At 67.5% G+C, this 26,069-nt stretch carries 29 protein-coding genes; 13 read left to right on the top strand and 16 right to left on the bottom strand.

Going from position 1 to position 26,069, the window contains the following annotated elements:
* Positions 1–50 precede the first annotated feature (50 nt).
* Positions 51–683 (top strand): TetR/AcrR family transcriptional regulator, encoded by a 633-nt coding sequence (locus tag ACWF9G_RS05190; protein ID WP_229739626.1) that lies wholly within the window; start codon positions 51–53, stop codon positions 681–683.
* Positions 683–1,552: an alpha/beta hydrolase family protein gene (locus ACWF9G_RS05195; protein ID WP_452513805.1), complete on the top strand. Its 870-nt coding sequence runs from the start codon at positions 683–685 to the stop codon at positions 1,550–1,552. The genes ACWF9G_RS05190 and ACWF9G_RS05195 overlap by 1 nt, the downstream gene beginning before the upstream one ends.
* A 3-nt stretch (positions 1,553–1,555) precedes the next feature.
* On the opposite strand, the gene ACWF9G_RS05200 is transcribed toward ACWF9G_RS05195, so the two are convergent.
* Both ACWF9G_RS05200 and ACWF9G_RS05205 read right to left on the bottom strand, forming a co-directional pair.
* Positions 1,556–3,616, bottom strand: coding sequence for a prolyl oligopeptidase family serine peptidase (locus tag ACWF9G_RS05200; protein ID WP_452513807.1), 2,061 nt, complete (start codon positions 3,614–3,616; stop codon positions 1,556–1,558).
* Between the two features lie 52 nt (positions 3,617–3,668).
* Complete coding sequence (locus tag ACWF9G_RS05205) at positions 3,669–4,199, bottom strand: AMIN-like domain-containing (lipo)protein (RefSeq protein WP_452513809.1); 531 nt, start codon at positions 4,197–4,199, stop codon at positions 3,669–3,671.
* 138 nt (positions 4,200–4,337) lie between these two features.
* Between ACWF9G_RS05205 and ACWF9G_RS05210 the strand changes: the two genes are divergently transcribed.
* Positions 4,338–5,309, top strand: coding sequence for a dipeptidase (locus ACWF9G_RS05210; protein ID WP_452513811.1), 972 nt, complete (start codon positions 4,338–4,340; stop codon positions 5,307–5,309).
* A gap of 58 nt (positions 5,310–5,367) precedes the next feature.
* On the opposite strand, the gene ACWF9G_RS05215 is transcribed toward ACWF9G_RS05210, so the two are convergent.
* From ACWF9G_RS05215 to ACWF9G_RS05225, 3 genes are all read right to left on the bottom strand, one after another.
* Complete coding sequence (locus tag ACWF9G_RS05215; RefSeq protein ID WP_452513813.1) at positions 5,368–6,396, bottom strand: NADP-dependent oxidoreductase; 1,029 nt, start codon at positions 6,394–6,396, stop codon at positions 5,368–5,370.
* 187 nt (positions 6,397–6,583) lie between these two features.
* Positions 6,584–7,621 carry an AraC family transcriptional regulator gene (locus tag ACWF9G_RS05220; RefSeq protein ID WP_379304411.1) on the bottom strand — a complete coding sequence of 346 codons (1,038 nt, stop codon included), beginning with the start codon at positions 7,619–7,621 and terminating at the stop codon, positions 6,584–6,586.
* 92 nt (positions 7,622–7,713) lie between these two features.
* Complete coding sequence (locus ACWF9G_RS05225; protein WP_452513816.1) at positions 7,714–8,043, bottom strand: rhodanese-like domain-containing protein; 330 nt, start codon at positions 8,041–8,043, stop codon at positions 7,714–7,716.
* Between the two features lie 89 nt (positions 8,044–8,132).
* Between ACWF9G_RS05225 and ACWF9G_RS05230 the strand changes: the two genes are divergently transcribed.
* From ACWF9G_RS05230 to ACWF9G_RS05245, 4 genes are all read left to right on the top strand, one after another.
* Positions 8,133–8,606, top strand: coding sequence for a MarR family winged helix-turn-helix transcriptional regulator (locus ACWF9G_RS05230; RefSeq protein ID WP_452513818.1), 474 nt, complete (start codon positions 8,133–8,135; stop codon positions 8,604–8,606).
* A gap of 81 nt (positions 8,607–8,687) precedes the next feature.
* A complete protein-coding gene (lpdA, locus tag ACWF9G_RS05235) occupies positions 8,688–10,088 on the top strand; it encodes a dihydrolipoyl dehydrogenase (RefSeq protein WP_379304417.1) in 1,401 nt (466 codons plus the stop codon).
* 244 nt (positions 10,089–10,332) lie between these two features.
* On the top strand, positions 10,333–10,887 hold the full coding sequence (locus ACWF9G_RS05240; protein ID WP_452513820.1) for a L,D-transpeptidase: 555 nt from the start codon (positions 10,333–10,335) through the stop codon (positions 10,885–10,887).
* Positions 10,888–11,027: 140 nt separating this feature from the next.
* A complete protein-coding gene (locus ACWF9G_RS05245) occupies positions 11,028–11,723 on the top strand; it encodes a polysaccharide deacetylase family protein (protein WP_452513821.1) in 696 nt (231 codons plus the stop codon).
* A gap of 1 nt (position 11,724) precedes the next feature.
* On the opposite strand, the gene ACWF9G_RS05250 is transcribed toward ACWF9G_RS05245, so the two are convergent.
* Positions 11,725–12,114 carry a winged helix-turn-helix transcriptional regulator gene (locus ACWF9G_RS05250; protein ID WP_452513823.1) on the bottom strand — a complete coding sequence of 130 codons (390 nt, stop codon included), beginning with the start codon at positions 12,112–12,114 and terminating at the stop codon, positions 11,725–11,727.
* Between the two features lie 98 nt (positions 12,115–12,212).
* Between ACWF9G_RS05250 and ACWF9G_RS05255 the strand changes: the two genes are divergently transcribed.
* Both ACWF9G_RS05255 and ACWF9G_RS05260 read left to right on the top strand, forming a co-directional pair.
* Positions 12,213–13,061, top strand: coding sequence for an NmrA family NAD(P)-binding protein (locus tag ACWF9G_RS05255; protein WP_452513826.1), 849 nt, complete (start codon positions 12,213–12,215; stop codon positions 13,059–13,061).
* A 104-nt stretch (positions 13,062–13,165) separates the two neighbouring features.
* A complete protein-coding gene (locus ACWF9G_RS05260; protein WP_452514018.1) occupies positions 13,166–13,489 on the top strand; it encodes a DoxX family protein in 324 nt (107 codons plus the stop codon).
* Here the strand turns inward: ACWF9G_RS05260 and ACWF9G_RS05265 are convergent, their stop codons facing one another.
* Together ACWF9G_RS05265 and ACWF9G_RS05270 are read right to left on the bottom strand one after the other, a co-directional pair.
* On the bottom strand, positions 13,490–13,867 hold the full coding sequence (locus ACWF9G_RS05265) for a VOC family protein (RefSeq protein ID WP_452513828.1): 378 nt from the start codon (positions 13,865–13,867) through the stop codon (positions 13,490–13,492).
* A 93-nt stretch (positions 13,868–13,960) separates the two neighbouring features.
* Positions 13,961–14,506 carry a carboxymuconolactone decarboxylase family protein gene (locus ACWF9G_RS05270; RefSeq protein ID WP_379304431.1) on the bottom strand — a complete coding sequence of 182 codons (546 nt, stop codon included), beginning with the start codon at positions 14,504–14,506 and terminating at the stop codon, positions 13,961–13,963.
* A gap of 200 nt (positions 14,507–14,706) precedes the next feature.
* Between ACWF9G_RS05270 and ACWF9G_RS05275 the strand changes: the two genes are divergently transcribed.
* Positions 14,707–15,597: an NERD domain-containing protein gene (locus tag ACWF9G_RS05275; protein WP_452513830.1), complete on the top strand. Its 891-nt coding sequence runs from the start codon at positions 14,707–14,709 to the stop codon at positions 15,595–15,597.
* Positions 15,598–15,600: 3 nt separating this feature from the next.
* Here the strand turns inward: ACWF9G_RS05275 and ACWF9G_RS05280 are convergent, their stop codons facing one another.
* The 6 genes from ACWF9G_RS05280 to urtA form a co-directional block, all read right to left on the bottom strand.
* Positions 15,601–16,329 carry a GntR family transcriptional regulator gene (locus ACWF9G_RS05280; RefSeq protein WP_452513832.1) on the bottom strand — a complete coding sequence of 243 codons (729 nt, stop codon included), beginning with the start codon at positions 16,327–16,329 and terminating at the stop codon, positions 15,601–15,603.
* A gap of 14 nt (positions 16,330–16,343) precedes the next feature.
* A complete protein-coding gene (urtE, locus tag ACWF9G_RS05285) occupies positions 16,344–17,036 on the bottom strand; it encodes an urea ABC transporter ATP-binding subunit UrtE (protein ID WP_379304437.1) in 693 nt (230 codons plus the stop codon).
* A complete protein-coding gene (gene urtD, locus ACWF9G_RS05290) occupies positions 17,029–17,841 on the bottom strand; it encodes an urea ABC transporter ATP-binding protein UrtD (RefSeq protein WP_452513834.1) in 813 nt (270 codons plus the stop codon). Before urtD ends, urtE begins: the two co-directional genes overlap by 8 nt.
* Positions 17,838–18,971 carry an urea ABC transporter permease subunit UrtC gene (gene urtC, locus ACWF9G_RS05295; protein WP_452513836.1) on the bottom strand — a complete coding sequence of 378 codons (1,134 nt, stop codon included), beginning with the start codon at positions 18,969–18,971 and terminating at the stop codon, positions 17,838–17,840. Before urtC ends, urtD begins: the two co-directional genes overlap by 4 nt.
* 73 nt (positions 18,972–19,044) lie before the next feature.
* The gene (urtB, locus tag ACWF9G_RS05300) at positions 19,045–19,929 is read right to left on the bottom strand and encodes an urea ABC transporter permease subunit UrtB (protein ID WP_189025298.1); all 885 of its coding nucleotides are present in this window, start codon (positions 19,927–19,929) and stop codon (positions 19,045–19,047) included.
* Between the two features lie 70 nt (positions 19,930–19,999).
* Complete coding sequence (urtA, locus tag ACWF9G_RS05305; protein WP_379304445.1) at positions 20,000–21,250, bottom strand: urea ABC transporter substrate-binding protein; 1,251 nt, start codon at positions 21,248–21,250, stop codon at positions 20,000–20,002.
* A 286-nt stretch (positions 21,251–21,536) separates the two neighbouring features.
* On the opposite strand from urtA, the gene ACWF9G_RS05310 reads away from it, so the two are divergent.
* Positions 21,537–23,366: an acyl-CoA dehydrogenase gene (locus ACWF9G_RS05310; RefSeq protein WP_452513839.1), complete on the top strand. Its 1,830-nt coding sequence runs from the start codon at positions 21,537–21,539 to the stop codon at positions 23,364–23,366.
* 25 nt (positions 23,367–23,391) lie between these two features.
* On the opposite strand, the gene ACWF9G_RS05315 is transcribed toward ACWF9G_RS05310, so the two are convergent.
* On the bottom strand, positions 23,392–23,763 hold the full coding sequence (locus ACWF9G_RS05315) for a hypothetical protein (RefSeq protein ID WP_452513841.1): 372 nt from the start codon (positions 23,761–23,763) through the stop codon (positions 23,392–23,394).
* Between the two features lie 237 nt (positions 23,764–24,000).
* Between ACWF9G_RS05315 and ACWF9G_RS05320 the strand changes: the two genes are divergently transcribed.
* Both ACWF9G_RS05320 and ACWF9G_RS05325 read left to right on the top strand, forming a co-directional pair.
* Positions 24,001–24,345 (top strand): hypothetical protein, encoded by a 345-nt coding sequence (locus ACWF9G_RS05320; protein WP_379304451.1) that lies wholly within the window; start codon positions 24,001–24,003, stop codon positions 24,343–24,345.
* Between the two features lie 19 nt (positions 24,346–24,364).
* The gene (locus ACWF9G_RS05325; RefSeq protein WP_379304453.1) at positions 24,365–24,610 is read left to right on the top strand and encodes a ribbon-helix-helix protein, CopG family; all 246 of its coding nucleotides are present in this window, start codon (positions 24,365–24,367) and stop codon (positions 24,608–24,610) included.
* Positions 24,611–24,625: 15 nt separating this feature from the next.
* Here the strand turns inward: ACWF9G_RS05325 and ramB are convergent, their stop codons facing one another.
* Entirely contained in the window at positions 24,626–26,032 is a 1,407-nt protein-coding gene (ramB, locus tag ACWF9G_RS05330) for an acetate metabolism transcriptional regulator RamB (protein ID WP_379304455.1), read from the bottom strand.
* Positions 26,033–26,069: the final 37 nt, after the last annotated feature.

The following is a 26,069-nucleotide window of genomic DNA, read 5'->3' on the forward strand; positions in this document are numbered from 1 at the left end:
GGGCCCGATCCATGACGAGGGGATCGGGCCCTTCGGTATTGTCAGCGACAATGTCACAGGATGCGAATACGGGACGAATGTATGCCGGGCAACCCGTAGAGGACCGGCAACGCCAGCGGCGTGCGCGTTTTCTGGAGTCAGGCCTGACGGTCTTCGCGCGCGACGGGTACGCCAACAGTTCGGTCGGTGCCATCTGTAAGGACGCGGGACTCTCGTCCCGTCAGTTCTACGAGGAGTTCACCGGCCGCGAGTCGCTGCTGTTGGAACTGTACGAGCAGATCGATCGGCAATCGCGCGAAGCGGTCGCCGTCGCTCTCGAAGCGAAGACCGACGCACCGGTGCTCGAGCAGATCGAGACCGCCGTTCGCGCCTATGTCGAGGCGATCGGGGCCGATCCGCGCAAGGCGCGGGTGGCGCTGGTCGAAGTGGTCGGCGCGGGGCCCAAGGTCGAGAAGTTCCGGCTGGAGCTGCGGCGGGTGTGGGGGTCGCTGCTGGCCAGCGCCGCCGAGGACGCCGCCATGCACGGCGAGATCCCGCCCGGCGACTACGAGTTGCGCGTGCTGGCGATCATCGGCGCGGTCAACTACGTCGTCGACGGTTGGAGCGGCTCGGATCCCAGGCCGCCGCTGGACGACGTGATCCAGGTGCTGAGTCGGGTGATTCTCGGTGCGGTAGGGGCCTGATGCCCCGGGTCGAGGTCGTCCCGATCCAGGTTCCCGACGGAACCACACTGCCCGTGCGGCTCATTCCGGCGCGCGGCTCGCACCGGCATCCGGTCACGCCGGACGCGCCGCGGCCCGTTGTCGTCATCGTGCCCGGCCTCGCCGTGCCGGGAGAGTTCTACGAGTACTTCGGCGACCGCCTGGCCCAGCGCGGTTTCGACGTGGCCATCGGCGAGTTGCGCGGCAACGGCGACAGCACCCACCGGCCCGATGCCGACAGTGCCTACGGCTACCACGAATTGGCCTCGGTCGACTTCCCGGCGATGCTGCAGGCGGTGCGCGGCCGATTCCCCGACAGCACCCCGTACCTGCTCGGGCACAGCATGGGCGGGCAGCTCTCCGTCATGTACGCGGCCAGGGCGCGTGGCCGGATCGCGGGGCTGATCCTGGTCGCCTCGGGCACACCGTATTTCCGCGGGTATCGCGGCGTGCTCGGGCCCGGGATGCTGGTCGGCACGGCCGCGGTGGCGGTCGCGTCGAATCTGGCCGGGTTCTGGCCGGGCGACATGCTCGGCCGCCGTGCCTACGGCAGGCAGTCCAAGGTGCTCATGTCGGATTGGGCCCGGCTGGCCCGCACCGGACGGTTCGTGCCCGTCGGCGCCGATATCGACTACGAGGAACGGATCTCGCGGTTGAAGTTCCCCGTCCTGTCGATCACCATCGCCGATGACGACCTGGCGCCGCAGACCTCCGCCGACCACCTGCTGAGCAAACTGCCCGCCGCGCAGGTCACCCGGTGGTTCCAGCCGGAGGCGCTGGGGCACAACGGCTGGATCACCAATCCGGACTCCACCGTCGACGTCGTCGAGAAGTGGCTGCGCGACCGCTGAGGCCTACGCCGAGCGACGGTCCTCGATCAGCATCTGCGTGAAGAACTCGTAGACCAGGGTGGACAGGAACGCCGCCTGCTTGTTGTCGGCCGCGCCGCCGTGCCCGCCCTCGATGTTCTCGTAGTACCAGACGGTGCGGTCCTGGGATTCCAGCAGCGCCGCCATCTTTCGCGCGTGTCCGGGGTGCACGCGGTCGTCGCGGGTGGAGGTGGCGAGCAGGATCGGCGGGTACTGCTTGTCGGTGTCGGTGTTCTGATACGGCGAGTACTCGCTGATGTAGGCCCATTCCTCCGGCTTGTCCGGGTCGCCGTACTCGGCCACCCAGGACGCGCCGGCCAGCAGCAGGTGATAGCGCCGCATGTCCAGCAGTGGCACCTGGCAGACGATCGCGCCGAACAGTTCCGGGTAGCGGGTGAGCATGACGCCCATCAGCAGGCCGCCGTTGCTGCCGCCGATCGCGCCGAGCCGGTCGGGGGTGGTGATGCCACGGGTCACCAGGTCGCGGGCGACCGCGGCGAAGTCCTCGAAGGCGCGGTGCCGGTGCTCTTTCAGCGCCGCGGTATGCCATTCGGGGCCGTATTCGCCGCCACCGCGGATATTGGCCATCACATAGGTGCCGCCGCGCTCCAGCCACCCCATACCGGCGGAGCCGAGATACACCGGGGTCCTGGAGACCTCGAATCCGCCGTAGCCGTTCATGATGGTCGGGCCCGGTGTTCCGCGACGGTCACGGTGACGAATCACGAAGTAGGGCACGGCGGTTCCGTCGTCGGAGGTCGCGAAGAACTGCTCGGTCTCGATGCCGGTGGCGTCGAAATAGGCGGGCGCCTGCTTGAGCACGGTGGCTGACTCGCCGACGGCGCTGCCGAGCAGCGTGGTCGGCGTGGTGAATCCGGTGGTGGTGAGCATGAATTCGTCGCCGCCGTCGAGCGGGTCGAGGTTGTTCACCGAGGTGCTGGACATCGCGGGTGAATCGGCGAGTTCGGCCTCGGTCCAGCCGTCGGGTCCGGGAGTGAGCACGCGTAGCCCGGTCTGCACATCGCGCAGGGTCGTGAGGATCAGGTGGTTCTCGGTCCAGCCGAACGATTCCAGCGAGGTGTGCGGGTCGGGGGTGAACAACACCTCGAATTCGCGTGCGCCGGCGAGGAAGTCGTTCAGATTCGTGACCAGGAGGCTGCCGGGAAGGTAGGTGGTCTCGCCCGGCGTCCACGCGGTCTTCAGGCGCACCAGCAGCCAGTCGCGGTACCAGTCGACATCGGCGTCGGTCGGCGTTTCGATCAGGCGCCACGCGCCGTCGTCGAGCAGGGATACCTCGCTGTTGAAGAAGTCCGTCGACCGGTGCAGATAGTGCCGCTCGTAGCCGGGGTGGCGATCGTAGCCCGCGCCGATCGAGACATCGCCCGGCTTTCCCTCGTACACCGTTTCCGCGAGGGCCAACTCGGTGCCGCGCCGCCAGCGCTTGGCGATGCGCGGGTATCCGGAATCGGTGAGCGAGCCGGGGCCGAAATCGGTTCCGACATAGACGGTATCGGCATCGATCCAGCCGATCCGGGACTTGGCCTCCGGCAGGGAGAACCCGCCGTCCTCCGGGGCGATGAATGCCCTTGTGGTCAGGTCGAATTCACGCTCGACGGTCGCATCGGCGCCACCTCTGGACAGATGGATGATGGCGCGCTCCTGGCTGGGCCGCAGGACCGCCGCACCCGACCACACCCAGTTCTCCCCGTCGGCCTCGGCGAGGGCGTCGACGTCGATCAGCACATCCCACTCGGGGTCGTCGGTGGCGTAGGACTCGAAGGTGGTCCGCCGCCACAGCCCGCGCTGGTGCTCGGCGTCGCGCCAGAAGTTGTAGAGCCACGGCCCGCGCCGGCCGGGGTAGGCGATCTTGGTGTCGTCGTCGAGCATGGCGAGCACGCGCCGCTCCAGCTCGGCGAACCGATCCGTCGCCGCGAACCGCTGCTGCACCACCTCGTTGCGGGCGCGCGCCCAGTCCAGCGCGGCCTCGTCGGTCACTTCCTCGAGCCAGAGATAGGGATCTGTCACGTCCTGCTCAACGCCACTCATCCCCACATTGTTGCCGATGTGGCCGATCACATCCCGGGGCGGCCGGTGAGCGTCACCAGTAGTGGGCGACGTCGATCACCACGCGCGCCGGGTTCTCGAGGGTGAGGACCCGGAACGGGAGGCGGGCGCGTACGCCGAGGCCGAGGGTGGTCTGGCCCTCGAACGACCCGGCCCAGGACGCCTGGCGGAAGGACGGGTAGCCGCGCACGTCGACGAGTTCGGTGCGGTCGGCGGGGCGGTAGGTGCTGGTGCCCGCGGAGTCGTAAGCGGGGGCCTGAACCACCACCTGGAGGAACGCGCCGCCGCGCAGCGGGACCGTCGCCCCGGAGCCGTCCATGGTGACGGTGTCGACGTAGCCGGCGCGGTAGCCGGCGAGCGGGCCGGACAGGTCGACCACGAGGCGGTCGAAGCATTCGTGGCGGCCTGCCCTGACATCGGCGACGGCGGCCGTCGAATAGTTCGAGCTCGACTTGTCGAGTGAGCCCCAGGTCAGTCCGCAGTAGGACGGGGTGGCCGCGGCCGGAATGGTCCATAGGCCCGCGCAGGACGCGAGCGTGGCGAGGAATACGAGGAAGCGACGCATGTCGCACCGCCTTCGGGGCAGTGGGAGGAAAGTACTGATTAATCGGACTAATCAGACATAGCGTTAGCGTCGGTCCGGTTCCGGGTGTGTTGCGAAACGTAGGATCGCAGGTCACGACTCATGAACCGGAGGTAAAGCGTGCCGCCCTTCCTGTGGGAGCAGCATTGCTGTCTGCCGTTGCATCACACGGCGCGGATCGGCGAACTCGCCCGGTATCCGCTCGGGTCGTATCTGTCGGTCAATGTGGGCTATTCGCCGCAGACCACCGAGGATTCGCTGGTACTGCTGCATCGGTTCCGGGAACAGGCGGCGGCCGATCCACGGTTTCGGCTGGTGGCGAGCCTGGACGATATCGTCGACGACGCGATCGCCCTCGCCTTCGACCTGGAGGACTCCGGCCCGCTCGGCGGCGATCTGGACAACGTCGAGATGTTCTACCGGCTCGGGGTGCGCTCGCTGCTGCCCACCTACAACCATGCCAACGCGGCGGGCTGTGGGTGTCTCGACACCGAGGACACCGGCCTCACCGGCTATGGAAAAGACTTGGTGCGCAAGCTCAACGAGGTCGGCATGTTCGCCGACGGTTCACACTGTTCGCGGCGCACCGGTCTCGACATCGCCACGCACACGGCCGCGCCGATGATCTACAGCCACTCCAATTTCGCCGCGCTGTGGGAACACCCGCGCAATATCACCGACGAGCAGGCTCGCGCGTGCGCCGCTACCGGTGGGGTGATCGGCATCAACGGTGTGGGAATCTTCCTGGGGCACAACGAGCCTGATGCGCGGGCCGAACGGGTGGCGGCGATGGCGGATCAGATTCGCTACGGTGTCGACCTGCTCGGGATCGAGCACATCGGGGTCAGCTCGGACTATTCGTTCGACGGCCAGGAATTCAACGACGAGATCCGCGACAACCCCGGCGCGTTCTCGGAGTCCTACACCGCGTGGGGTCCGCTGCAATGGACACCGCCCGAGGATCTGCTCGGCGAATCCGAGGTGCCAGGCCTGGACGATCTCCTCGCCGACCGTGGGTTCAACGCCGGCGAGCGCGCGGCCATCTTCGGTGGCAATTTCGCGCGCGTCGCGGGTCAGGTCTGGCGGGACTGACGTCGGACGGCCTTCGGCCCCGCCGGACCGAGGTGTTCGGTGTGGCGGGGCCTTCGGGTCAGCCCAGGTGGACGAGCATCTTGCCGGTGTTGGCGCCGGTGAGGACGCCGAGGAAGGCGGCGGGGGCCTGGTCGAGGCCTTCGTAGACGGTTTCGGTGGTGCGCAGGGTGCCGTCGGCGAGCCAGCCCGCCGCCTTGGCGATGTACTCGCCGAAGATCGGGAAGTAGCTGGTCACCAGCATGCCGCGCAGGGTGGCTTCCTTCGTCGCCGCGAGGTAGAGGTCCGGTGTCTGCTCCGCGGTGGCGCCGTTGTAGCCGCTGATCGCGCCGACCAGGGCGATCCGGCCGTGCTGCTCGAGTGCCTCGATGGCGACCTTCAGGTGTTCGCCGCCGACACTGTCGAGGTAGACGTCGACGCCGTCGGGAGCGGCGGCCGCGAGCTGTCCGGCGAGATCGCCGGCGCGGTAGTCGATGGCGGCGTCGAAGCCGAACTCCTCGAGCAGCTTTCGGGTCTTGGCGGGTCCGCCCGCCGAGCCGATCACGCGCTTCGCGCCGAGCGCCTTGGCGATCTGGCCCGCCACGCTGCCGACCGCGCCGGCGGCGGCCGAGATGAACACGGTGTCGCCGGGCTTGACCTGGGCGACGTCGGTCAGTGCGGCGTAGGCGGTGAGGCCGGTGGTGCCGAGCACACTCAGGAAGTGCTGCGGCGCCGCCAGTTCCGGGTCGATCGGGGTCGCGGTGGCGGCGTCGACGACGGCGTGTTCGCGCCAGCCCGCGAAGTGCGAGACCGTGGTGCCGACCGCGATATCGGCGGCGCGGGAGGCGATCACCTCGCCGATGGCCGAACCATCGAGTGCCGCACCGAGTTCGAACGGCGGGATGTAGGACTCTTTGTCGTCCATCCGGCCGCGCATGTACGGGTCGACCGACATCCAGGTGTTGCGGACCAGGATCTGACCGTCGGCGAGCTCGGGCAGATCCCGCTCGACCAGGGCGAAATCGGTCGCGACCGGAGCGCCGTCCGGGCGGGCGGCCAGGTGGATCTCGCGGGTGTGGGTGGGCAGCGCGGCGATGGTCGAGTTCGACATGATCGAGCCTTCTTTCGAGGTCAGCCGGTGTTTTTCTCCGGTGCTGACTACGTTATGGCGGCCGGGTCCGCGCTCCCAGGTCCGCAGACGCCACCACCCGGTCCGTTCACGACACGGTCGCCGCGTGCCGGACGCTCGCCATGTCAGCGGCGCCCCGGCGCGCGGACGTACCGTCGGCCGTGTGGGCTCACCGCGCGCGTGCTGCGGTCGGCGCGGCGCCGGTCCATCGGTGGAACGCCTTGCGCAGGGCGCGGTCATCGGTGAAGGCGAGTCGCTGCGCCACCGTCGAGGTGCTGTGACCCTGGCGCAGAAGGTCTTTCGCGCGCTCGTGACGGAGCAGGTCGAGTTCGTCGCGCCAGGAGGTCCCGTGTTCGGCCAGGTGGCGTTGCAGGGTGCGCTCGCTCATGGCGAGACTCTTCGCGACGCGAGGTAGGGCCGGGTCGCCCGCGTCCAGGGCTGCGCCGAGGGCGATGCGGAAGGCGTCGAGGGGGTCGGCGATCGGGCGGGCGGAGGCCAGGACCAGGTCGGCGTGGCTGCGCATCAGGTCGGACAGCATCGGGTCGGCGCGGGCGAGTGGTGCGGTGGCGTCGTCGGCGTGGAAGGTGATCGCATCCGCCTCGGCGTCGAATTCGATGTCGGCGGTGCCGAATACGGCGATCAGCCCGGTGCGGTCGGCGGGCGCGGAGTGGCCGAAGCTCACCCGGGCAGGGACGAGCGGTCGGCCGATCGCTTCGCGCGCGCGGCGCAGGTAGTAGGCGAGCACGTACTCGTTGACCACCGAGGCCACCGCCGGATCGCCGGCCGAGGTCCGGTAGCCGATGGTGAGGTCGCCGTCGCCGGACAGATCGAAGCCCTCGGTGGCCGCGGTGACCAGGCGGTGATACGGCTGGGCCGCGCGCAGCGAATCCGCCAGTGTCGCACCGGTGGTCACCAGATAGTCCCAGGTGTTGAGTGAGCCGAGCGGTGCGGCGGCGGCGATCGCGGCCCCCGATCCGGCGCCGGGTCGCGCGTGCGCGATCAACTCCCACAACCGCAGCAATGAACTCATCGGGATCCGGTTGAGCTCCCCGCGCAGGGTCACCTCGTCGGTGCCGGGGACGCGTGCCAGCTGGTCCTGCGCCGCGCCCGCCGCCCTCGCGGCCTGGACGAGCAGTCGGACGAGATGGGTGGACGCTGTGCCGTCGAGACGGCTACCGATCCCGTCCGCCGACGTAGCACCACTCACCTCCTCGACCCTAGTGCGTCGGCCCCGAGAGCCCGGCGCGCGGCGACCGGCCACCGTGGCGATGCCAGGTGGCCGGGGCGGCGGCCGTGTGGTCAGGCCGAGGTTTCGATCGTCAGGCCGGCGTCGGCCCAGTCCTGGATGCCCTCGCGGTACTTGCGGACGTTGGTATAGCCGAGCGCTTCCAGCTTGCTCGCTACGGCCTGGCTGTTGCCGCAGGCCGCGTTCGAGCAGTAGGTCACGATGGCCGCGTCGCGGTCGGGGAGCAGGTCGGGGGCGCGGTCGGTGACCTCGTCCTCGATCAGGTTGAGGGCGCCGGGCAGGTGTGCCTTGGCGTAGTACTCGGGGCCGAGGGCATCGAGCACGGTCACGGTGTTCGCCGCGATTTCCTTCGCCAGTTCGTCGCGGGTGATGAGTGCGGTCATGGGGTCCACCTCAGTCGTCGAAAGAATTTATGTGCGTGCACACGCTACTATTTGTGTGCGCACGCACGCAAGTGGTTTATGGTGGTGTGGTGCTGAACGAACAGCCGTCCCGTCGTCCCGCGGTCGCCGCGTGGGCCGCGTTGCTGCAGGTGCACGCCGCCCTCGTCCCCGAGCTCGACGCCGAACTGCGCAAAGCCTGTGGACTACCGCTGACCTGGTACGACGTTCTCCTCGAGCTCGATGCCGCCGGGCCGATGCGGATGAGCGACCTCGGCGAGAAGGTCGTCCTGAGTCGTACCCGGGTGAGTCGCCTTGTCGCGGAACTGGAATCGAACGGCCTGCTGTCTCGCGAGACCAACCCCGACGACGGCAGATCCGCGCTCGTTGCCATCTCCGACCTCGGACGGCAGCGGTTCCGCGAGGCCGCCCCGCACTACCTCGACGGCATCGAACGCCGCCTCGGCGCCCAGGTGGAACCCGGCGAACTCGAGGCCATGGCCGCCACGCTGCGCAAGGTGCTCGGCGCGACCGATCTGGCCCCGCCACGGACGCGCCGACGGTGACCAGCCGCCGGTCACGCGCACATCTCACCTATGTGGGGGACGGGTGGGTGAACTCCCCGAAACAGAGTTAGGCTCGGGGTCGTGACTTCCCACTACGATGTCGTCGTTCTCGGCGCTGGTCCCGGCGGATACGTCGCCGCGATCCGTGCCGCTCAACTCGGCCTGCGAACAGCGATTGTCGAGCAGAAATACTGGGGTGGCGTGTGCCTGAACGTGGGCTGCATCCCGTCCAAGGCACTGCTGCGCAACGCCGAACTGGCCCATATCTTCCACAAGGAAGCCAAGACCTTCGGCATCTCCGGTGAGGTCAGCTTCGACTTCGGCGCCGCCTTCGATCGCAGCCGCAAGGTGGCGGACGGGCGCGTCAAGGGCGTGCACTTCCTGATGAAGAAGAACAAGATCGACGAGTTCGACGGCCTCGGTTCCTTCACCGGCCCGAACTCGCTCGATGTCGCCCTCACCAAGGGCGGCACCGAGTCGATCACGTTCGACAACGTCATCATCGCCACCGGCACCACCACCAAGCTGCTGCCGGGCACCCAGCTCTCCGAGAACGTGGTCACCTACGAGGAGCAGATCCTCACCCGCGACCTGCCCGGCTCGATCCTGATCGTCGGCGCGGGCGCGATCGGCATGGAGTTCGCCTACGTCCTGAAGAACTACGGCGTCGACGTGCGGATCGTGGAGTTCCTCGATCGCGCGCTGCCGAACGAGGACGAAGACGTCTCCAAGGAGATCACCAAGCAGTACAAGAAGCTCGGCATCACCATCACCACCGGTGCGGCCGTGCAGACGATCGACGACGACGGCTCCAAGGTCACCGTCCAGATCAAGGACAACAAGTCCGGCGCGGTCGAGACCGTCACCGTCGACAAGGTGCTGCAGGCCGTCGGCTTCGCGCCGCGGGTCGACGGCTACGGCCTGGAGACCACCGGTGTCGCCCTCGAACGCGGCGCCATCGCGATCGACGACAACATGCGCACCAACGTGCCGCACATCTACGCGATCGGTGACGTCACCGCCAAGCTGCAGCTCGCGCACGTCGCCGAGGCGCAGGGTGTGGTCGCCGCCGAGACCATCGCGGGCGCCGAGACCATGACCCTCGGCGACTACCGGATGATGCCGCGCGCCACCTTCTGTCAGCCGCAGGTCGCCAGCTTCGGTCTCACCGAGGCCCAGGCCCGCGACGAGGGCTACGACGTGAAGGTCGCGACCTTCCCGTTCACCGCCAACGGCAAGGCGCACGGTCTGGCCGACCCGACCGGTTTCGTGAAGCTCATCGCCGACAAGACCCACGGCGAACTCATCGGCGGCCACCTCATCGGCCCCGACGTCTCCGAGCTGCTGCCCGAGCTGACCCTGGCCCAGAAGTGGGACCTCACCGTCAACGAGCTCGCGCGCAACGTGCACACCCACCCGACGCTCAGCGAAGCGCTGCAGGAAGCGATCCACGGCCTCGCCGGCCACATGATCAACTTCTGATAGGTCGAAGACACGAGGGGCGGTCGCCGAGCGGCCGCCCCTCACTCATGTCCGCGACACGAATCGCGTGTATTTCTTTTCGGCAAATATCCGGGCGGCGATTTGGCGGATTCGGGTGCCGTCCACGATGATCCGTGTAGTTCTTCGTTCGCTTGTTAGTCGCTACACCTGATCTCGTGAGTACATGGGTAACTCGCCGGGCACGCCCACAAGCTGACTTCCTCGTGACCGCCAGCCCGGCACCGTGCTGTTGGCGTCCCCTACGACCGGCAGAAGGCGCGGGGAGGCGGGCAGAGAGGCAACGGATGTGAAGCGAATTCTCGGTTGGGTAGCACGTTCTGCAGCGTTGCTGGCAGTGGCCGGATTCGGCACGATGGCACCCGCGATGGCCGAACCACTGTTTCCCGGTGGCCCCGATATTCCCGGTGTTCCGTCGATCATTCCGACCGCGTCGCCGTGCCCGGTGGTCGAGGCAAGGGCGTGCATGCGGCTGTCGACGAATGAGGCGTGGCTGGTCGACAACGGCCGCGTCATCTTCGGCCCGACACCGATTTCGCACGGCATGGCCGGATACGAAACTCCGCCAGCGGTGACCAGGATTTCCTTCAAGCGGGAATTCCACTGGAGCACGATGCACAATGCGCCGATGCGCTGGGCCACCTTCTTCAACGGTGACATGGCATTCCATGTCGGCCCGGTCAATTCGCAGTCGCACGGATGTGTGCGCATGACCGAGGACGGCGCCCACCGTTTCTTCGACTACTTGAACCCAGGCGACATCACCCAGGTCATCGTGTAAGCGACGCCCGAAGAACGGACGAACATGGGTAACTCACCGGGCACGGGCTGACCCGACCCGGTGAGTTTCCACCGCCCGCCAACGCTGACGCAGCCCCGCGCATTAGTCTGGCTTGAATACTCGGGGAGGCGGAACAGACAGTGCGTCGGTGGTTGGTGGGTGGGGCTGCGGGGGTTGTTGTAGTGCTGGCTGTTGTCGCCGGGCTGTATGTGTTGATGAACTCGCGGACCTATCAGCTGACGGGCACCCTGGTCGATCGCGTCGACACCGACGAGAAGCTGGTCGCGCTGACCTTCGACGACGGGCCGACCGATCGCACGCCCGAGATTCTCCGCATGCTCGCCGAACTGCGGGTTCCCGCCACCTTCTATCTGGTCGGCGACGATCTGGCCGCCCACCCCGAATACGGTGCGGCGATCGCGGCCGCGGGGCACGAGATCGGCAACCACTCGTACTCCCACCGCCGGATGGTCCTGATCTCCGGCGATACCGTGCGCGACGAGATCGAACGCACCGACGCCGAGATCCGCCGCACCGGTTACCAGGGCCCGATCACCTTCCGTCCGCCCTACGGCAAGAAACTCTGGTCTCTCCCGAACTATCTCGCCGACCACGACCGCACCACGGTGACCTGGGATGTCGAACCCGACTCCGCGGGCGGCGCCACCCGCGAAGCGATCGTCACCGACACCCTGGCGCAGACCGAGCCGGGCTCGATCGTGCTGCTGCACGTCATGCACGGCGGCGAATCGGCCACCGCGGTCCCCGATATCGTCACCGGCCTGCGCGCGCAGGGCTACCGGTTCGTCACCGTCTCGGACCTGCTCGCGCGCTGACTCAGCGGTGATAATTTTCCTGGGCTTCGCGGATGGTGTCCATATTGGTCTCGAGGACCACGACCAGTGACTCCAACCGCTCGGCCACCTGCGCGCCGAGTTCGGTGAGCGTGTACTCCACCCGCGGTGGAATGGCTTCGAGCACTTCGCGATGAACCATGCCGTCGCGTTCGAGTGTTTGCAGGGTCTGCGACAGCATTCGTTCGCTCACGCCGTCGACCCGTCGGCGCAGCGCGCTGAACCGGTACGGGCCCTCGCGTAGGGCCACCAGTGCCAGCACACCCCACCGGCTGGCGACATTCTGCAGTACGGGCCGCGACGTGCAGTTACGGGCGAAGACGTCGGCTTCCAGCGCCTGATCGTCGTCGGTCGACGTGGGCTGCGTGCTCATGGGGCGATCGTACCGCCCTTGACCAGATCGCTTGCGGAATGGATAGTGCTTACGAATAGTTAGTACATGAAAATCGGTGCGAAACCTGGAGGAAGATCATGACCGTTGCGGTGACCGGAGCGAGTGGACAACTGGGCAGGCTTGTCGTCGAGGCCCTGCTGGCGGCGGGGGAGCAGCCGGTGGCGATCGTGCGCGATCCCGCCAAGGTGGCCGACCTCGCCGCGCGTGGCGCGCAGGTACGCCAGGCCGCCTACGACGACCCGGCCGCTCTCGACGCCGCGCTCGCGGGTGTCGACCGGGTGCTGCTGATCTCGGGCAACGAGTTCGGCGCCCGGGTCGCCCAGCACACCAATGTCATCCGGGCCGCCGAGCGCGCGGGCGTGCGGCTGCTCGCCTACACGAGCATCCCGGTCGCGCCGGACAACCGGATGATCCTCGCGCAGGAACATCGCGGCACCGAGGAAGTTCTCGCGACCGCGACGGTGCCGACGGTCTTGCTGCGCAACAGCTGGTACTGGGAGAACTACGCCGCCGGCGCCGCGCACGCCGCCCAGACCGGCGTGCTCGCGGGCGCATCGGGTGACGGCAAGGTCTCCGGCGCCGCGCGCGCCGACTACGCCGAGGCGGCGGCGGCCGTGCTCACCACCGACGGCCACGAGGGCCGCGTCTACGAACTCGGCGGCGACACCGCGCTGACCGGCGCGGACATCGCCGCCGCGATCACCGAGGTCATCGGCACGCCGGTGCGCTACGAGAATCTGGCCGAAGCCGACTATGCCGCGGTCCTCGGCCAGGCGGGTCTGCCCGAGCCGGTGGCGGCGGCATTGGCCGATGCCGACGCCGGTATCGCCGAAGGACTGCTCGAGGTCCGCACCGGTGATCTGGCCAAGCTCCTCGGCCGCCCGGTGACCCCGCCTGCCGAGGCGTTCCGGGCGATTCTGGGCTGAGATCAGGGGTGGGCCGACGGGGAGCCGTGTGGCAGAGTTCGGGTGTGGCTACCGAAACTCCCCGTCGACGCACGCACTCCTATCTGAGCGGGCTGCTGTTCGCGATGGGTGTTCTGCACTTCGTCGCGCCGAAGCCCTTCGACGGCATCGTGCCGCCGAAGCTGCCCGGCAACCCGCGGAACTACACCTACGCGTCCGGGGTCGCCGAGCTCGGCGTGGCGACGGCACTCGCGGTGCCGCGCACTCGTCGCCTCGGCGGCTGGCTGGCCGCGGCGCTGTTCGTCGGCGTCTTCCCGGCCAACGTCCAGATGGCCGTCGACGTGGTCGGCAACCCGAAGGCGTCCGGCGTGTTCAAGGCCGGTGTGCTGGCGCGCCTGCCGCTGCAGATCCCGATGATCGTGGCCGCGCTGCGGGTCGCGCGCCGCTGATCACACCCACTGCACGAGCTGGATGACGATCCCGTTCGGGTCGGTCATCTGGAAGTAGCGCTCGCCCCACTCCTCGGTCTCGATGGGCGTCTCGATCGGGACGCCCTCGCCGCGCAGGCGTTCGTACTCGGTGTCGATGTCGTCGACGACGAACACCACGAGGGTGCCGTCGCCCGCGCTGCCCGCGATCCGCGCCGGCTTGAACGTGCTCAGCCCGGTGCGCAGGTAGATGACGTTCATTCCGGCGTCGGCGCGTTGCAGGGAGGCGAACCCGTCCGTGGCCATCTGCTCGGTGAAACCGAGGTGGTCGATCAGGAACCGCGCCGATGCTTGCGGGTCGGCGACATTGAGCGAGATGGCTGAGCCGGTGATCTGCATGCGGTTCTCCTTGGTGCGATGAACTCCGTACTTTGTACGCCTTAACGATGGCGAGAAGAGTGCGGGTCCCGCTCTATGACCTGGGTCACAGTTCTAGAAGGTGTCGCGATCGATTCGCAGCGTGGTGATGGTGGCGGCGAGGCCCTCGTACTGGTTGATCAGCAGCACGATCTCGATCAGCAGCCGTTCGTCGTAGTGCGCGGCGAGCTCCGCCCAGGCCGCGTCGTCCACATTCCGGGTGGTCACCAGCTGATCGGTGACGGTGAGCAGGGCCCGCTGGCGCGGTGTCCAGCCCTCGGCATCGGCGCCGGTGCCGACCCGGTCGATCTCGACGGCGGTCAGGCCCGCTTTGCGGCCGAGGCGGCGATGGTGGTCGGTCTCGTAGGCGCACTCGCGCAGATGCGCGACGCGCAGGATGACCAGCTCGGCCTCGGCGCGGGGCAGCCGCCCGCCCGGCATGAGCTTGCCGGAGAAGTGCAGCCAGCCGCGGAACAATCCACCCGTGCGCCCGAGTGTGCTGAAAAGATGCGCGTCGTCGGTACCCGAGGCGCGGGAAAGCACTTGCCAGACAACCCAGTTGATCGGTCCGAGCTCGCCGAATCGTCCCGGCGAAACCCGAGGTCGGGGTGCTGCGGCCATCTGGTGTCCACCTGCCTTCTCGACGTCGCCTGGTCGAGTCGGAGCGTACTCGCCGGTATCGAATTTCGGTGCCGACTGTGCGAGAGTCCCGGTTTTCTTTGGTTTCCAGTGGTTTTCGCAACAGTTGCGCGTCATGATCGGTGGGTACCGCAGCGCCCAGCGGCGGTGTGAGGTCGCAGCACTGGTAGGGGAACATCGGAATGCTGGTTCGGATCAGACCGGGTGCGGAGCTATCCGGTGCCGAGCGGGAGTTCGTCGAATGCCTGCGCGCCTATCCGAGCACGGGGCTCGCGCTGGTCGATTGCCAGGTGGGCGATCGCAGGCTGGGCGCGGTGATCGTGACGCCGCGGGGGATCACGGTCGTCGAGGTGAAGGGGTTCCGGCGACGGCAGAGCGGCCTGCTCGCGGTGTCGGCGGGCACCTGGACGATCAGTGACAGTCCGCTGGATCTGGATACCGAGCAGTCGGCGGGCCTGACCGATCGGGTCGAGCACGGCGTGCACGCGGTACGGGTGGCGCTGGAGCAGGCGTTGCAGGACAGCAGGCACGTGTCCGGCGCGGTGGTGATGGTGCCCTATCGGGGCGTGGTGGTGCGACCGGCGCGCACCGCGCTGCGACCAGGACTGGATGTGCTCGTCGCGAACACCATCGATGCCCATGAGCTGCGGGTCTACTTGGAGGGGTTCTCCGCGGGACCTCGCGAATGGACCATCGACCGGGTACTCACCACGTGCACCGCGCTGGGCGTCGGTGACCTGGCACCCTCGCGTGCCGACCTCGCCGCCGACGGTTTCGACGGCACCCGTCCGACGCAGCAGCCGATCCCGCCGCAGCCACGCAGATTCACCGAACCGGTCCAGGCGCCGCCACCGGCGGACCCGACCCGGCGGGGAAAACTGGCGGGGCTGATCGTGTTCGCGGCCGCCCTGATCGGCGTATTCGTCGTGTTCCTTGTGGTCGGGTCAGCCCTGCTGAACGATCCGCCGAACCCACGGACGACCTCGGACACCACCCAGACCACGACCAGGACGCCCAGCACGCCCGCCGGCAGGGAGTCGACGGTGTGCTGGCCCTTCCAGAACGACTGCTGAGTCTCAATCCCGCACGGCACGACCGAGTTTGGTGAAGGCGATCGCCTGCTCGGCGCGCACCCGGACATGGGCGCGGGAGGAAGAGATATGGGTGGTGAGGGTGTGCAGGGCCTGGTCCAGCTCGCCCGCCAGCACCTGCTCGGCGATGGTGATGTGGTCGGCGGTCATCGCCGCGACCCGTTCGGCGTTCGGCACATCCATGGTGCGGACCGGGCGCACTCGCAAGTACACCGCTGTCAGTGCCTCGGCGAGCGCCGAATTGCCCGCTGCCCGAAGCAGTTCGGTGTGGAATCGCTCGTCCGCCGCCACCAGCTCGGGCCCCGGTTCCGGTGGGGTGTCCCGGTATTCACGCCAGCGATCCAGTTCGGCGCGCACGGCTGGCAGGTCGTGCGCGCCGGGACTGTGCGGCTGGACCGAGTCGGTGGCGTCGATCCGCTGAAAACCGCGCGCTTCCAGCACGATCCGCAGCTCATAGAGCTCGTCCAGCTCCGCCAGGCGCAGGCGGTACGGATAGAGGCCGTCGGTGTGGCGCTGCACCAGCCCGTCGGCCTGCAGCCTGGCCAGCGCCTCGCGCACCGGGGTGCGCGAGACGCCGTACCGCTGGGCCAGCCGTTCGGCGCGGAGTCGTTCGGTGGGCTGGAGCGCGCCGGTCGCGAGGTCGTCCCGCAGCGCCACATAGACGCGCTCGGCCAGCGGCACCCGGATGCCCTCGCCTGAGCCGCTGCGTCCCATGCGCGGGCCTGCGTTCAGATCGCCATCGCCGCGCGGACCGCGGATTCCGCACCGGCCCCACCCTCGCCCGACGAGCCGAGATGGCCCGAATGCAGCACGTAATAGTGCTGGGCGGCTTGCAGAGCGAAGCCGATGTGCTGCTCGACCAGCAGCACACTGAGCCCACCGCGCTGGGTGAGGTCGATGATGGTGCGCTCGATCTCGGCGACCACCGACGGCTGGATACCCTCGGTCGGCTCGTCGAGGATGAGCAGCCTGGGCTCGGTGATCAGGGCCCGCGCGATGGCCAGCTGCTGCCGCTGACCGCCGGAGAGCAGCCCGGCCTTGCGGGTCAGTAGCTCACGCAGCGCGGGGAACAGCGCGAGCGATTCCTCGATCAGCGCCTTGCCGCGCTTGCGCCCGTCCGCGACGACCTGCAGGTTCTCGGCGGTGGTCAGCTGGGGAAAACTCTGCTGCCCCTGCGGCACGTAGGCGATGCCACGCTTGACCCGTTGTGACGGGGAGAGCTTGGTGATCTTCTCGCCGTCGAAGGTGATCGTTCCCGACTTGGTCGGCAGCAGGCCGACGGCCGTGCGCAGCAGGGTGGTCTTGCCTGCGCCGTTGTGGCCCATGATGGCGACCACGCTGTCGTCGGGCACCGTCAGGCTGACGCCATGGATCACCTCGGTGCGCCCGTATCCCGAGTGGATGTCGTGTAGTTCAAGCATCGGCCGACTCCTTGTTCGTCTCGTCCTCGGCGAGTGATGCGGTGCCGAGGTAGACCTCCTGCACCTTCGGATCGGCCTGCACCTCTTCGACGCTGCCCTCGCTGAGCACCTTGCCGCCCGCGAGGACGGTGACCGAGGTGGCGAAGGACCGCATGAAGTCCATGTCGTGCTCGACGACGACGACCACGCGGTCACCGCCGATGCGGCGCAACAGGTTTCCGGTCTCCTCGCGCTCCTCGGCGCTCATGCCTGCCACCGGCTCGTCGAGCAGCAGCACCGAGGCGTTCTGCACCAGCAGCATGCCGATCTCGAGCCACTGCTTCTGGCCGTGCGCGAGCACACCGGCGGGCTTGTCCCGCAGCGCGGTGAGACCCGTTGTCTCCAAGGCCTCTTCGATGCTGGGCAGCACCGATGTGCGCGCGCGCAGCAGCGACAGCGGCGAACGGCCTGCGCCCGCCGCGATGTCGAGGTTCTGCAGCACGCTGAGCTGTTCGAACACGCTCGCCGTCTGGAAGGTACGGCCGACGCCGAGGCGGGCGATCTGGTGCACCTTCTTGCCGAGCAGTTCGGTGCCCGACTTCTGCGCCGAGCCGGTCGCCGGGACCAGGCCGGTGATGGCGTCGATGAGGGTGGTCTTGCCCGCGCCGTTGGGGCCGATCAGGAACCGCAGGTCGCCTTGCAGCACCGTCAGGTCGACATCGGTGACCGCCTTGAAGCCGTCGAAGCTCACCGAGAGACCGCGGATTTCGAGATAGTCGCTGTGCATGCCCGCGTTGCCGCCCGCTTTGGGCTCGTGTGTGGTCATCGCGCTTGCACCTTCTCCTCGGTGACGACGGCGGCGGGCTCGGCGGGCACCGGGGTCGGCTCCGGTTTCCGGCTCTGCCACCAGCCCTTGAACAGTGGCCACAGCCCGGCCAGACCGGCGGGGATGAATCCGACGACCACGATGAACAGCACGCCCTGCAGGTAGGTCCAGCCGGACGGGAACGACTCCGACAGCGAGGTCTGCGCCCAGGCGACGCCGATCGCGCCGAGGACCGGGCCGAGCAGCGTGGTGCGGCCACCGATCGCGACACCGATGAGGAAGGCGATCGACGGGACGACACCGATGTCGGCGGGGGAGATGATGCCGACGATCGGGGTGAACAGCGCACCCGCGATGCCTGCCAGGAACGCCGCCACCACATAGGCGACGATCTTGATGTTGGCGGGGTCGTAGCCGAGGAAGCGCACCCGCTCCTCCGCGTCACGCACCGCGACCAGCAGTTCGCCGTAGCGGCTGCGGTTGAGCTGGCGGATCAGCGCGACGACCAGCAGCAGCGTGCCGGCGGCGATGAAGAACAGCATCTGGCGGTTGACGGGGTCGGAGAGCCGGAATCCGAAGAAGGAGCGGAAGTCCGACAGGCCGGTGAAGCCGCCGATGGCCTGCTGGCCGGTGAGCAGGATCGCCAGCGCCGCGGCCAGCGCCTGGCTCAGGATGGCGAAGTACGCGCCACGCACCCGGCGCTTGAACACGCCGTAGCCGAGCACGGCGGCCACCAGCGCGGGCAGCACCAGGATGGCGAGGATGGCCATCGGCGCTGAGGCGAACGGCTGCCAGAACCCGGGCAGTTCGCTGATGCCGGAGATCTCCATGAACTCCGGGACGTCGTTGCCGAGGCGAGCGGCGTCGGCGAGCTGCATGTGCATGGCCATGATGTAGGCGCCGATGCCGAAGAACACGCCCTGGCCCAGGGTGAGCATTCCGCCACGGCCCCAAGCCAATCCGATGCCCGCCGCCACGATGGCGAAGCAGAGGAACTTGGCGAGCAGGTTCAGCCGGAAGTCGCTCAGGACCGCCGGGGCCACCGCGAACAGCAGGAAGGCGGCGATGGCGAAGCCGGCGAGCGGGGTCAGCCGGGGGTACGCCCTGAGGCGTTCGGTGAGTGCGGTCATGACTGCGTCCTTTCTGGCATGACCGGGCGGCCTGCGTGGTTACACTGCGCTGCCGCCTCCGGCCGCTGACCGTTCATGCCAGGCTCCTCGTCCGCACGGTGAACAGACCCTGCGGGCGGACCTGCAGGAAGATGACGATCAGCACGAACACGATCACCTTCGCGATGGACGCGGTGGTCGAGTATTCGATGAACGAGTTGAGCAGGCCGAGCGCGAACGCCGCGATCACCGTGCCCTTGATCTGACCGAGGCCACCGATCACGACCACCAGGAACGCGTCGATCAGATAGCTCTGACCGATGGTCGGGCTCGTCGAGCCGATCAGGGTGAGCGCCACACCGGCGACGCCGGCGAGCCCGGAGCCGATGAAGAACGTGCTGATATCGGTGAATCTGCTGGATATACCGCTGGTTTCGGCCAGTCCACGGTTCTGCACGACGGCGCGAATACGCCTGCCCATCGGGGTGGCCTTGAGGACGGCGGCCAGCGCGGTCACCGCGACGATCGCCAGTACCAGGATGAAGATGCGGGTCTTGGGCACCACGGCACCGGCGATAGTGATTCCGCCGCTGAGCCATTCGGGCACGAGCACGTTCTTGGCGGGTGCGCCGAAGATGTCCCGCGCGGCCTGCTGGAGTACCAGCCCGACACCGAAGGTGACCAGCAGCGTGTCCAGCGGACGGTCGTACATGTAGCGGATCAGGCCCATTTCCAGCGCGGCGCCGAGCAGGCCGCCGATGAGGAAGCCGAGCAACAGCGACACGACCAGCGAGACGCCCGCCGACGAGAAGACCTGCTGCACAACGTAGGTGGTGTAGCAGCCGGCCATGATGAACTCGCCGTGCGCCATATTGATGACGCCCATCTGACCGAAGGTCAGCGCGAGGCCGAGTGCGGCGAGCAGAAGAATGGATCCCAGGCTCAACCCCGTGAAGAGCTGGCCGATCAGCACGTCCATTGCAGCGGACTCCTTGGAAAGACGGGCGGTGTGGGACGCGCCGGAAGCACGTCCCACACCTTCGGGCTGCTTACTTGAGGCCCTTGGCCCAGTCGTAGGAATTCAGGTACGGGTCCGGGGTGATCGCCTTGCCGGAATCCCACACCGTGTAGATCAGGCCGTCAGGGCGGATCTCGCCGATCCGGGCGGTCTTGGTGATGTGGTGGTTGGAGCCGTCGATGGTGACGGTGCCCTCCGGCGCTTCGAAGCTGACGCCGTCGGCGGCGGCCTGCACGTCGGCCACGCCGAACGACTTGGCCTTCTCGACGGTGTTCTTCCACAGGAAGACCGAGGCGTAGGCGGCCTCCATCGGGTCCGAGGTGGGCTTGTCGGCGCCGAAGGCGGCCTTGTAGTCGGCGACGAACTTCTTGTTCACCGGGGAGTCGACGGTCTGGTAATAGTTCCAGGCGGTCAGCTGGCCCGCGATGTTCTGCGCGCCGATACCGGCGACCTCTTCCTCGGCGATCGACACCGAAACCACCGGCATCTCAGCGGCTTTCAGGCCCGCGTTCGTGTACTCCCGGAAGAACGCGACATTGGAGTCGCCGTTGAGGGTGTTGAACACCGCGCCCGCCTTGGCGCTGCGGACCTTGTTGACGATGGTGGAGAAGTCGGTCGAGCCGAGCGGGGTGTAGTCCTCGCCCTTGATCTCGATGCCGTTGGCCGCGGCGTAGGCCTTGATCTCGCGGTTGGCGGTCTGCGGGAAGACGTAGTCCGAGCCGACCAGGTAGAGGGACTTGATGCCCTTCTGCTTCAGGTAGTCCAGCGCGGGGATGATCTGCTGGTTGGTGGTGGCGCCGGTGTAGAAGATGTTCTTGCTGTCTTCCAGGCCCTCGTACTGCACGGGGTAGTAGAGCAGCGAGTTCAGGTTCTCGAACTTGGGCTTCATGGCCTTGCGGCTCGACGAGGTCCAGCCGCCGAACACCGCCGCGACACAGTCGGAGCTGATCAGCTTCTCGGCCTTCTCGGCGAAGGTCTTCGGGTCCGATGCGCCGTCTTCGAGGACGATCTCGATCTTCTTGCCGAGCACGCCGCCTGCGGCGTTGATCTGGTCGATCGCCAGCTTGGTCGAATTGGCCACGGTGACTTCGGAAATGGCCATGGTGCCCGACAGTGAGTGCAGCGAACCGACCTTGATCGTGTCCTTGGTGGTGTCGACGCAGGACACGGCGTTCGAGCCGGTGGACGCGTCGTCACGCGCACCGCAGCCGGTGAGCAACAGGCCTGCGACGGCCACCGCGGCGGGCACCGTGAGTGCCTTGACCAAACGGGAATCAGACATGGGCGGTTCTCCTCATCGCCACCGCTGCCCCGGATAACGGATGTACACCGAGTTGTATACAGCGGCTGTATTCGTGAGCGGAACGGTAGATGGAACATGTTGCACCGGAATATCTCTCGGTCACGTGTCCGTTTCGTCTGTTTCATCCGTGTGAACAAATCATCAGGGCGGTGGCGTGCCTACGGTTGCGTAGGGATGCCACGGTGCGGCACGCTTCGAATTCGTAGACGTCGAACAGCCGAATCACGCGGCTATCGGGCCGTGTGTGGTCAGTCGAGGAGGCTCGATGGGGCACTACAAGGCGAACCTACGTGATATCGAGTTCAACCTCTTCGAGGTGCTGAATCTCGACAAACTCCTCGATACCGGCGCCTACGGCGACCTGGACTCCGATACGGTGCGGCAGATCCTCGACGAGGTGAAGCGCCTGGCCGAGGGCCCGATCGCGGATTCGTTCGCCGATGCCGACCGGCATCCGGTGGTCTATCACCCCGAGACCTTCGAGATCACGGTGCCCGAGTCGCTGCGCAAGACGGTCGACGCGGTGCACGAAGCGGGCTGGTACCGGCTCGGCATGCCGGAGGGCATGGACGGCACGCCCGCGCCGAGCGTGCTGATGTGGGCCATCAACGAGCTCGTCATCTGCGCCAATCCCTCGGCCAGCTTCTTCAACATGGGTCCGCTGATGGGCTCGGTGCTCTACGGGATCGGCACCGAGCAGCAGAAACGCTGGGCGCGTGGTGGTTTCGAGCGCGGCTGGCAGGGGACCATGGTGCTCACCGAGCCCGATGCCGGGTCCGATGTGGGCGCGGGCCGCGCCAAGGCCGTGCCGCAGCCCGACGGGTCGTGGCATATCGAGGGGGTGAAGCGGTTCATCTCCGGTGGTGACGTCGGTGACGTGGCCGAGAATATGTTCCACCTCGTGCTCGCCAGGCCCGAAGGCGCCGGATCGGGCACCAAGGGGCTGTCGCTGTTCTATGTGCCGAAGTTCCTCTTCGATCCCGAGACGCTGGAACTCGGCGAGCGCAACGGTGTGTATGTGACCGGCATCGAGCACAAGATGGGGATCAAGTCCTCGCCGACCTGCGAGCTCACCTTCGGTGGCACCTCGGTGCCCGCCAAGGGCTGGCTGGTCGGTGACGTGCACAACGGCATCGCGCAGATGTTCAAGGTGATCGAGAACGCGCGGATGACGGTGGGCGTGAAGTCGTCGGGGACGCTGTCGACCGGGTATCTGAACGCGCTCGAGTACGCCAAGACCCGGGTGCAGGGCGCGGATCTGACGCAGATGTCGGACAAGGCCGCGCCGCGGGTGACCATCACCCATCACCCCGATGTGCGGCGGTCGCTGGCCATGCAGAAGGCGTACGCGGAGGGATTGCGCGCGGTGTATCTGTATACCGCCGCGCATCAGAACGAGGATGTGGCGCAGCTGGTCTCGGGCGCCGAGCCGGAGCTCGCGCATCGCGTCGACGATCTGCTGCTGCCGATCGTCAAGGGCGTCGGTTCCGAGCGTGCCTACCAATTGCTCACCGAGTCACTGCAAACCCTCGGCGGCTCCGGTTATCTGCAGGACTATCCGATCGAGCAGTACATCCGCGACGCCAAGATCGACTCCCTCTACGAGGGCACCACCGCGATCCAGGCCCAGGACTTCTTCTTCCGCAAGATCATTCGCGATCGTGGCGCCGCTCTGGCCCACGTGAACGCCAAGATCACCGCCTACCTGGACAACGACTCCGGCCGCTTCGGCACCGAACGCGCCCTGCTGCGCACCGCCCAGGCCGACATCGCCGCCATGGGCGCCACCCTCACCGGCTACGCCATGGCGGGCCAGACCGACCCCACCGAGCTCTACAAGGTAGGCCTCGGCTCGGTCCGCTTCCTGATGTCGGTCGGCGACCTCCTCATCGCCTGGCGCCTGCTCGTCCAGGCCGACATCGCCGCCGCCGCCCTCGCCGCCGAGGCCACCCCCAAAGACCGCCCCTTCTACCAGGGCAAAATCGCCGCCGCGAGCTTCTTCGCCAAGAACGTCCTCCCCGAACTCACCGCGACCAAGAACATCCTCGCCACCCTCGACAACGACATCATGGCCGTCCCGGAGGAAGCCTTCTGACCTCACCTGGAGTCGGGGCCCGCGGTCAGGAGACCGAGATGCTGGAGCGCATTCCGAGCGAATGGTGTTTGCCGACGGAACACCAGAGCGCATAGGTGCCCGACCGCAAGGTGACCTTCAGTTCGCTGCTGGTGCCTGCCTCGAGCGCCGGGGTGCGGGAATCGACGCCGGGGCCCGCGATGACCAGGTCGTGGCGGGTTCCGCCGTTGTTCCGCACATCGAGGGTGTAGTTACCTGCCCGCACATTGGCCCTGGACACGGTGATCGAGTACTCGGTCTCGATCACGGTGATCCGGCTCGAATCCTGTGCGTGCGCATCCACGCCGGACAGCGAGACAGCCAGCGCGAAGGGGACGCCGACAGCGATTCGGGCTACTCGTCGCGATGGGATCTGCATCGACGCCTCCTGACTTTCGGCGTCCGAGAGGTTGTTGCTATTCCTGCGCAATCTATGATTCCGCGTTTACGCGGCGGACGGTAGCCCCCTTGTCCGGCCGTTCGATCCGATAGCGGTGCCGCGACGGCCCACCTGAGGCGAGCAGAGGTGATTTCGGCCATCCCGGAGGAGATGCCTTCTTGGTCGGCCCTTGCCCCGGTGATGGCACTCGGCGGGTAAGTGTCATACACTTAAACAGTGCGGATCCACGTCAACCAATCTGCGTTGAAGCACGGCATCCTGGAAGACGAGATTCGCGCAATCATCTCGTATCCGGCCCTGCGATACGCGGTGAAATCGAGGACGGCCCCGGAAGCATTCGTGTTCGTTTTCGTCGGGCGGCTGGAGAACGAGCCGTGGCTCGAGGTTGTAGCCGAGAACGTCGAGGACGTCAGTTGGGAGGTGTTTCACGCGATGAGACTCACCGCGAGGGTGGCTGCGGAGGTGTGCGCGCTTTCCGGTCTCGAGCTGCCGACAAATGTCCGGCAGCGGCCGCAACGGGCGCATGAAGCGGAACGGAGATCCAGTGATGGCAAGGCGTAGCCCTGAAGAGTATGAAGCGATGGCGGCCGAGTTCGAGAACGGCGACTACGCGGTGGTCGGCCCGATCGAAGTGGGGCCCGAGCTGGTGATGGGCCGCCCGGTGGGGGGCACGCGTGGTGGAAACAGTCCGGTGCGGACCGTGCGACTTCCCGCAGAGTTGGATGCGCGCCTGGCCGCCTATGCCGATGCGGCGGAAACAACGCCGAGTGACATACTGCGCCGGGCGGTGGCCGAATATCTGGCGAGTCACCCGCTCAGTGCGTGAGTCGCCTGGTGCGGGCTATTTGATCAGGTAGGGGGAGACCGAGCTGCGGTGTTCGCTGATGTCGAGGGCCTTGCCCAGGGGTGGGAAGGCTCGTTGGGGGCAGTTGGAGCGGACGCAGACCCGGCAGCCCGCGCCGATGGGGGTGGCGGTGGCCTCGCCCAGGTCGATGCCGTCGGCGTAGACGACGCGGCCCGCGTGGCGGAGTTCGCAGCCGAGGCCGATGGCGAAGGTTTTACTGGGCTGGCCGTAGCGGGTGGCGCGGCGTTCGACCGTGCGGGCGACCCAGAGGTATTTGCGGCCGTCGGGCATCTGGGCGATCTGGGTCATGATCTTGCCGGGGTAGGCGAAGGTCTCGTAGACGTTCCACAGCGGGCAGGTGCCGCCGCTGGCGGAGAAGTGGAAACCGGTGGCGGACTGGCGTTTCGACATGTTGCCCGCGCGGTCGACGCGGACGAAGGAGAACGGGACGCCGCGCAGGCTCGGCCGCTGCAGGGTCGAAAGCCGGTGGCAGATGGTCTCGTAACTCTGCGAGAAGAAGGCCGACAGGCGCTCGATGTCGTAGCGGAAGTCCTCGGCCACCTCGTGGAAGTGGGTGTAGGGCAACACCGTCGCCGCGGCGAAGTAGTTGGCCAGGCCGAGCATGGCCAGCTTGTGCGAGGCGTCGGAGGCGAAATTTCCCTCCTCGACCAGCTTGTCGAGCAGCGGCCCGCACTCGAGGTAGGCGAGCTCGGCGGCCAGCTTGAAGGTGCGCTGCCCGCCGGACAGGTGCGGGGAGATCTCGAGCTGCTTGGTCTCGGGGTCGAAATGGTGCAGCACGCCCTCGCCGAGGTCGATCCGCTCGACGATGCGCACGCCGTGCGAGCGCAGCAGCCGGACGATCTCGGTGCTCACCTCGCCGCCGTGGAAGCGGATGCGGGCGGTCAGGTCCTCGGCCGCGGTGTCGAGTTCGTGGATGTAGTTCTGGCGCTGATAGAAGTAGTCGCGCACTTCCTCGTGCGGCTTGCTGATCGCGGCGCTGCCGGAACCGTCGGAGAAGCGGTCCTCGGTGGCGGCGGCCAGCTGGGCGCTGGTGTTGCGGTACCGGTTGTGCATGGCGACCAGGGCCCGCGCCATGCTCGGATGCGCCGAGACCATGTCGGCGATCTCCTGGGTGTCGGCCTCGATGCCGAGCTCGGCGTCCATCACGACTTCCTGGAGTTCGGCGATGAGCCGGGTGTCGTCGTGGGCCGAGAAGAAGGCGGGGTCGACCCCGAAGACCTCGTTGATCCGCTTGAGCACCGGCACCGTGAGCGGGCGCACGTCGTGCTCGATCTGGTTGAGATAGCTGGCCGAGATCTCCAGCTTCTGGGCCAGTGAGACCTGGCTCAGCCCGCGCTCGGTGCGCAGCTGGCGCAGCCGCGCACCGACATAGGTCTTGGCCATATGTCCAGTTTATGGGCGGTTTCGCAGCCTTGCCAAT

The organism is Nocardia sp. NPDC055029 (assembly GCF_053608525.1).

Coding starts and splice junctions, on each gene's coding strand:
- ACWF9G_RS05265 (WP_452513828.1), bottom strand. CDS start 13,867: ATGCAGATCACCGGCTCAGCCATCTCGCTCAATGTCGCCGACCCGCAA.
- ACWF9G_RS05270 (WP_379304431.1), bottom strand. CDS start 14,506: ATGGCCGCAGCACCCCGACCTCGGGTTTCGCCGGGACGATTCGGCGAG.
- ACWF9G_RS05325 (WP_379304453.1), top strand. CDS start 24,365: ATGGCGGCCGAGTTCGAGAACGGCGACTACGCGGTGGTCGGCCCGATC.
- ACWF9G_RS05190 (WP_229739626.1), top strand. CDS start 51: ATGTCACAGGATGCGAATACGGGACGAATGTATGCCGGGCAACCCGTA.
- urtA (WP_379304445.1), bottom strand. CDS start 21,250: ATGTCTGATTCCCGTTTGGTCAAGGCACTCACGGTGCCCGCCGCGGTG.
- ACWF9G_RS05310 (WP_452513839.1), top strand. CDS start 21,537: ATGGGGCACTACAAGGCGAACCTACGTGATATCGAGTTCAACCTCTTC.
- urtE (WP_379304437.1), bottom strand. CDS start 17,036: ATGCTTGAACTACACGACATCCACTCGGGATACGGGCGCACCGAGGTG.
- ACWF9G_RS05275 (WP_452513830.1), top strand. CDS start 14,707: ATGCTGGTTCGGATCAGACCGGGTGCGGAGCTATCCGGTGCCGAGCGG.
- ACWF9G_RS05200 (WP_452513807.1), bottom strand. CDS start 3,616: ATGAGTGGCGTTGAGCAGGACGTGACAGATCCCTATCTCTGGCTCGAG.
- ACWF9G_RS05315 (WP_452513841.1), bottom strand. CDS start 23,763: ATGCAGATCCCATCGCGACGAGTAGCCCGAATCGCTGTCGGCGTCCCC.
- ACWF9G_RS05195 (WP_452513805.1), top strand. CDS start 683: ATGCCCCGGGTCGAGGTCGTCCCGATCCAGGTTCCCGACGGAACCACA.
- urtC (WP_452513836.1), bottom strand. CDS start 18,971: ATGACCGCACTCACCGAACGCCTCAGGGCGTACCCCCGGCTGACCCCG.
- ACWF9G_RS05250 (WP_452513823.1), bottom strand. CDS start 12,114: ATGAGCACGCAGCCCACGTCGACCGACGACGATCAGGCGCTGGAAGCC.
- ACWF9G_RS05225 (WP_452513816.1), bottom strand. CDS start 8,043: ATGACCGCACTCATCACCCGCGACGAACTGGCGAAGGAAATCGCGGCG.
- ACWF9G_RS05215 (WP_452513813.1), bottom strand. CDS start 6,396: ATGTCGAACTCGACCATCGCCGCGCTGCCCACCCACACCCGCGAGATC.
- ramB (WP_379304455.1), bottom strand. CDS start 26,032: ATGGCCAAGACCTATGTCGGTGCGCGGCTGCGCCAGCTGCGCACCGAG.
- urtB (WP_189025298.1), bottom strand. CDS start 19,929: ATGGACGTGCTGATCGGCCAGCTCTTCACGGGGTTGAGCCTGGGATCC.
- ACWF9G_RS05255 (WP_452513826.1), top strand. CDS start 12,213: ATGACCGTTGCGGTGACCGGAGCGAGTGGACAACTGGGCAGGCTTGTC.
- urtD (WP_452513834.1), bottom strand. CDS start 17,841: ATGACCACACACGAGCCCAAAGCGGGCGGCAACGCGGGCATGCACAGC.
- ACWF9G_RS05205 (WP_452513809.1), bottom strand. CDS start 4,199: ATGCGTCGCTTCCTCGTATTCCTCGCCACGCTCGCGTCCTGCGCGGGC.
- ACWF9G_RS05280 (WP_452513832.1), bottom strand. CDS start 16,329: ATGGGACGCAGCGGCTCAGGCGAGGGCATCCGGGTGCCGCTGGCCGAG.
- ACWF9G_RS05260 (WP_452514018.1), top strand. CDS start 13,166: ATGGGTGTTCTGCACTTCGTCGCGCCGAAGCCCTTCGACGGCATCGTG.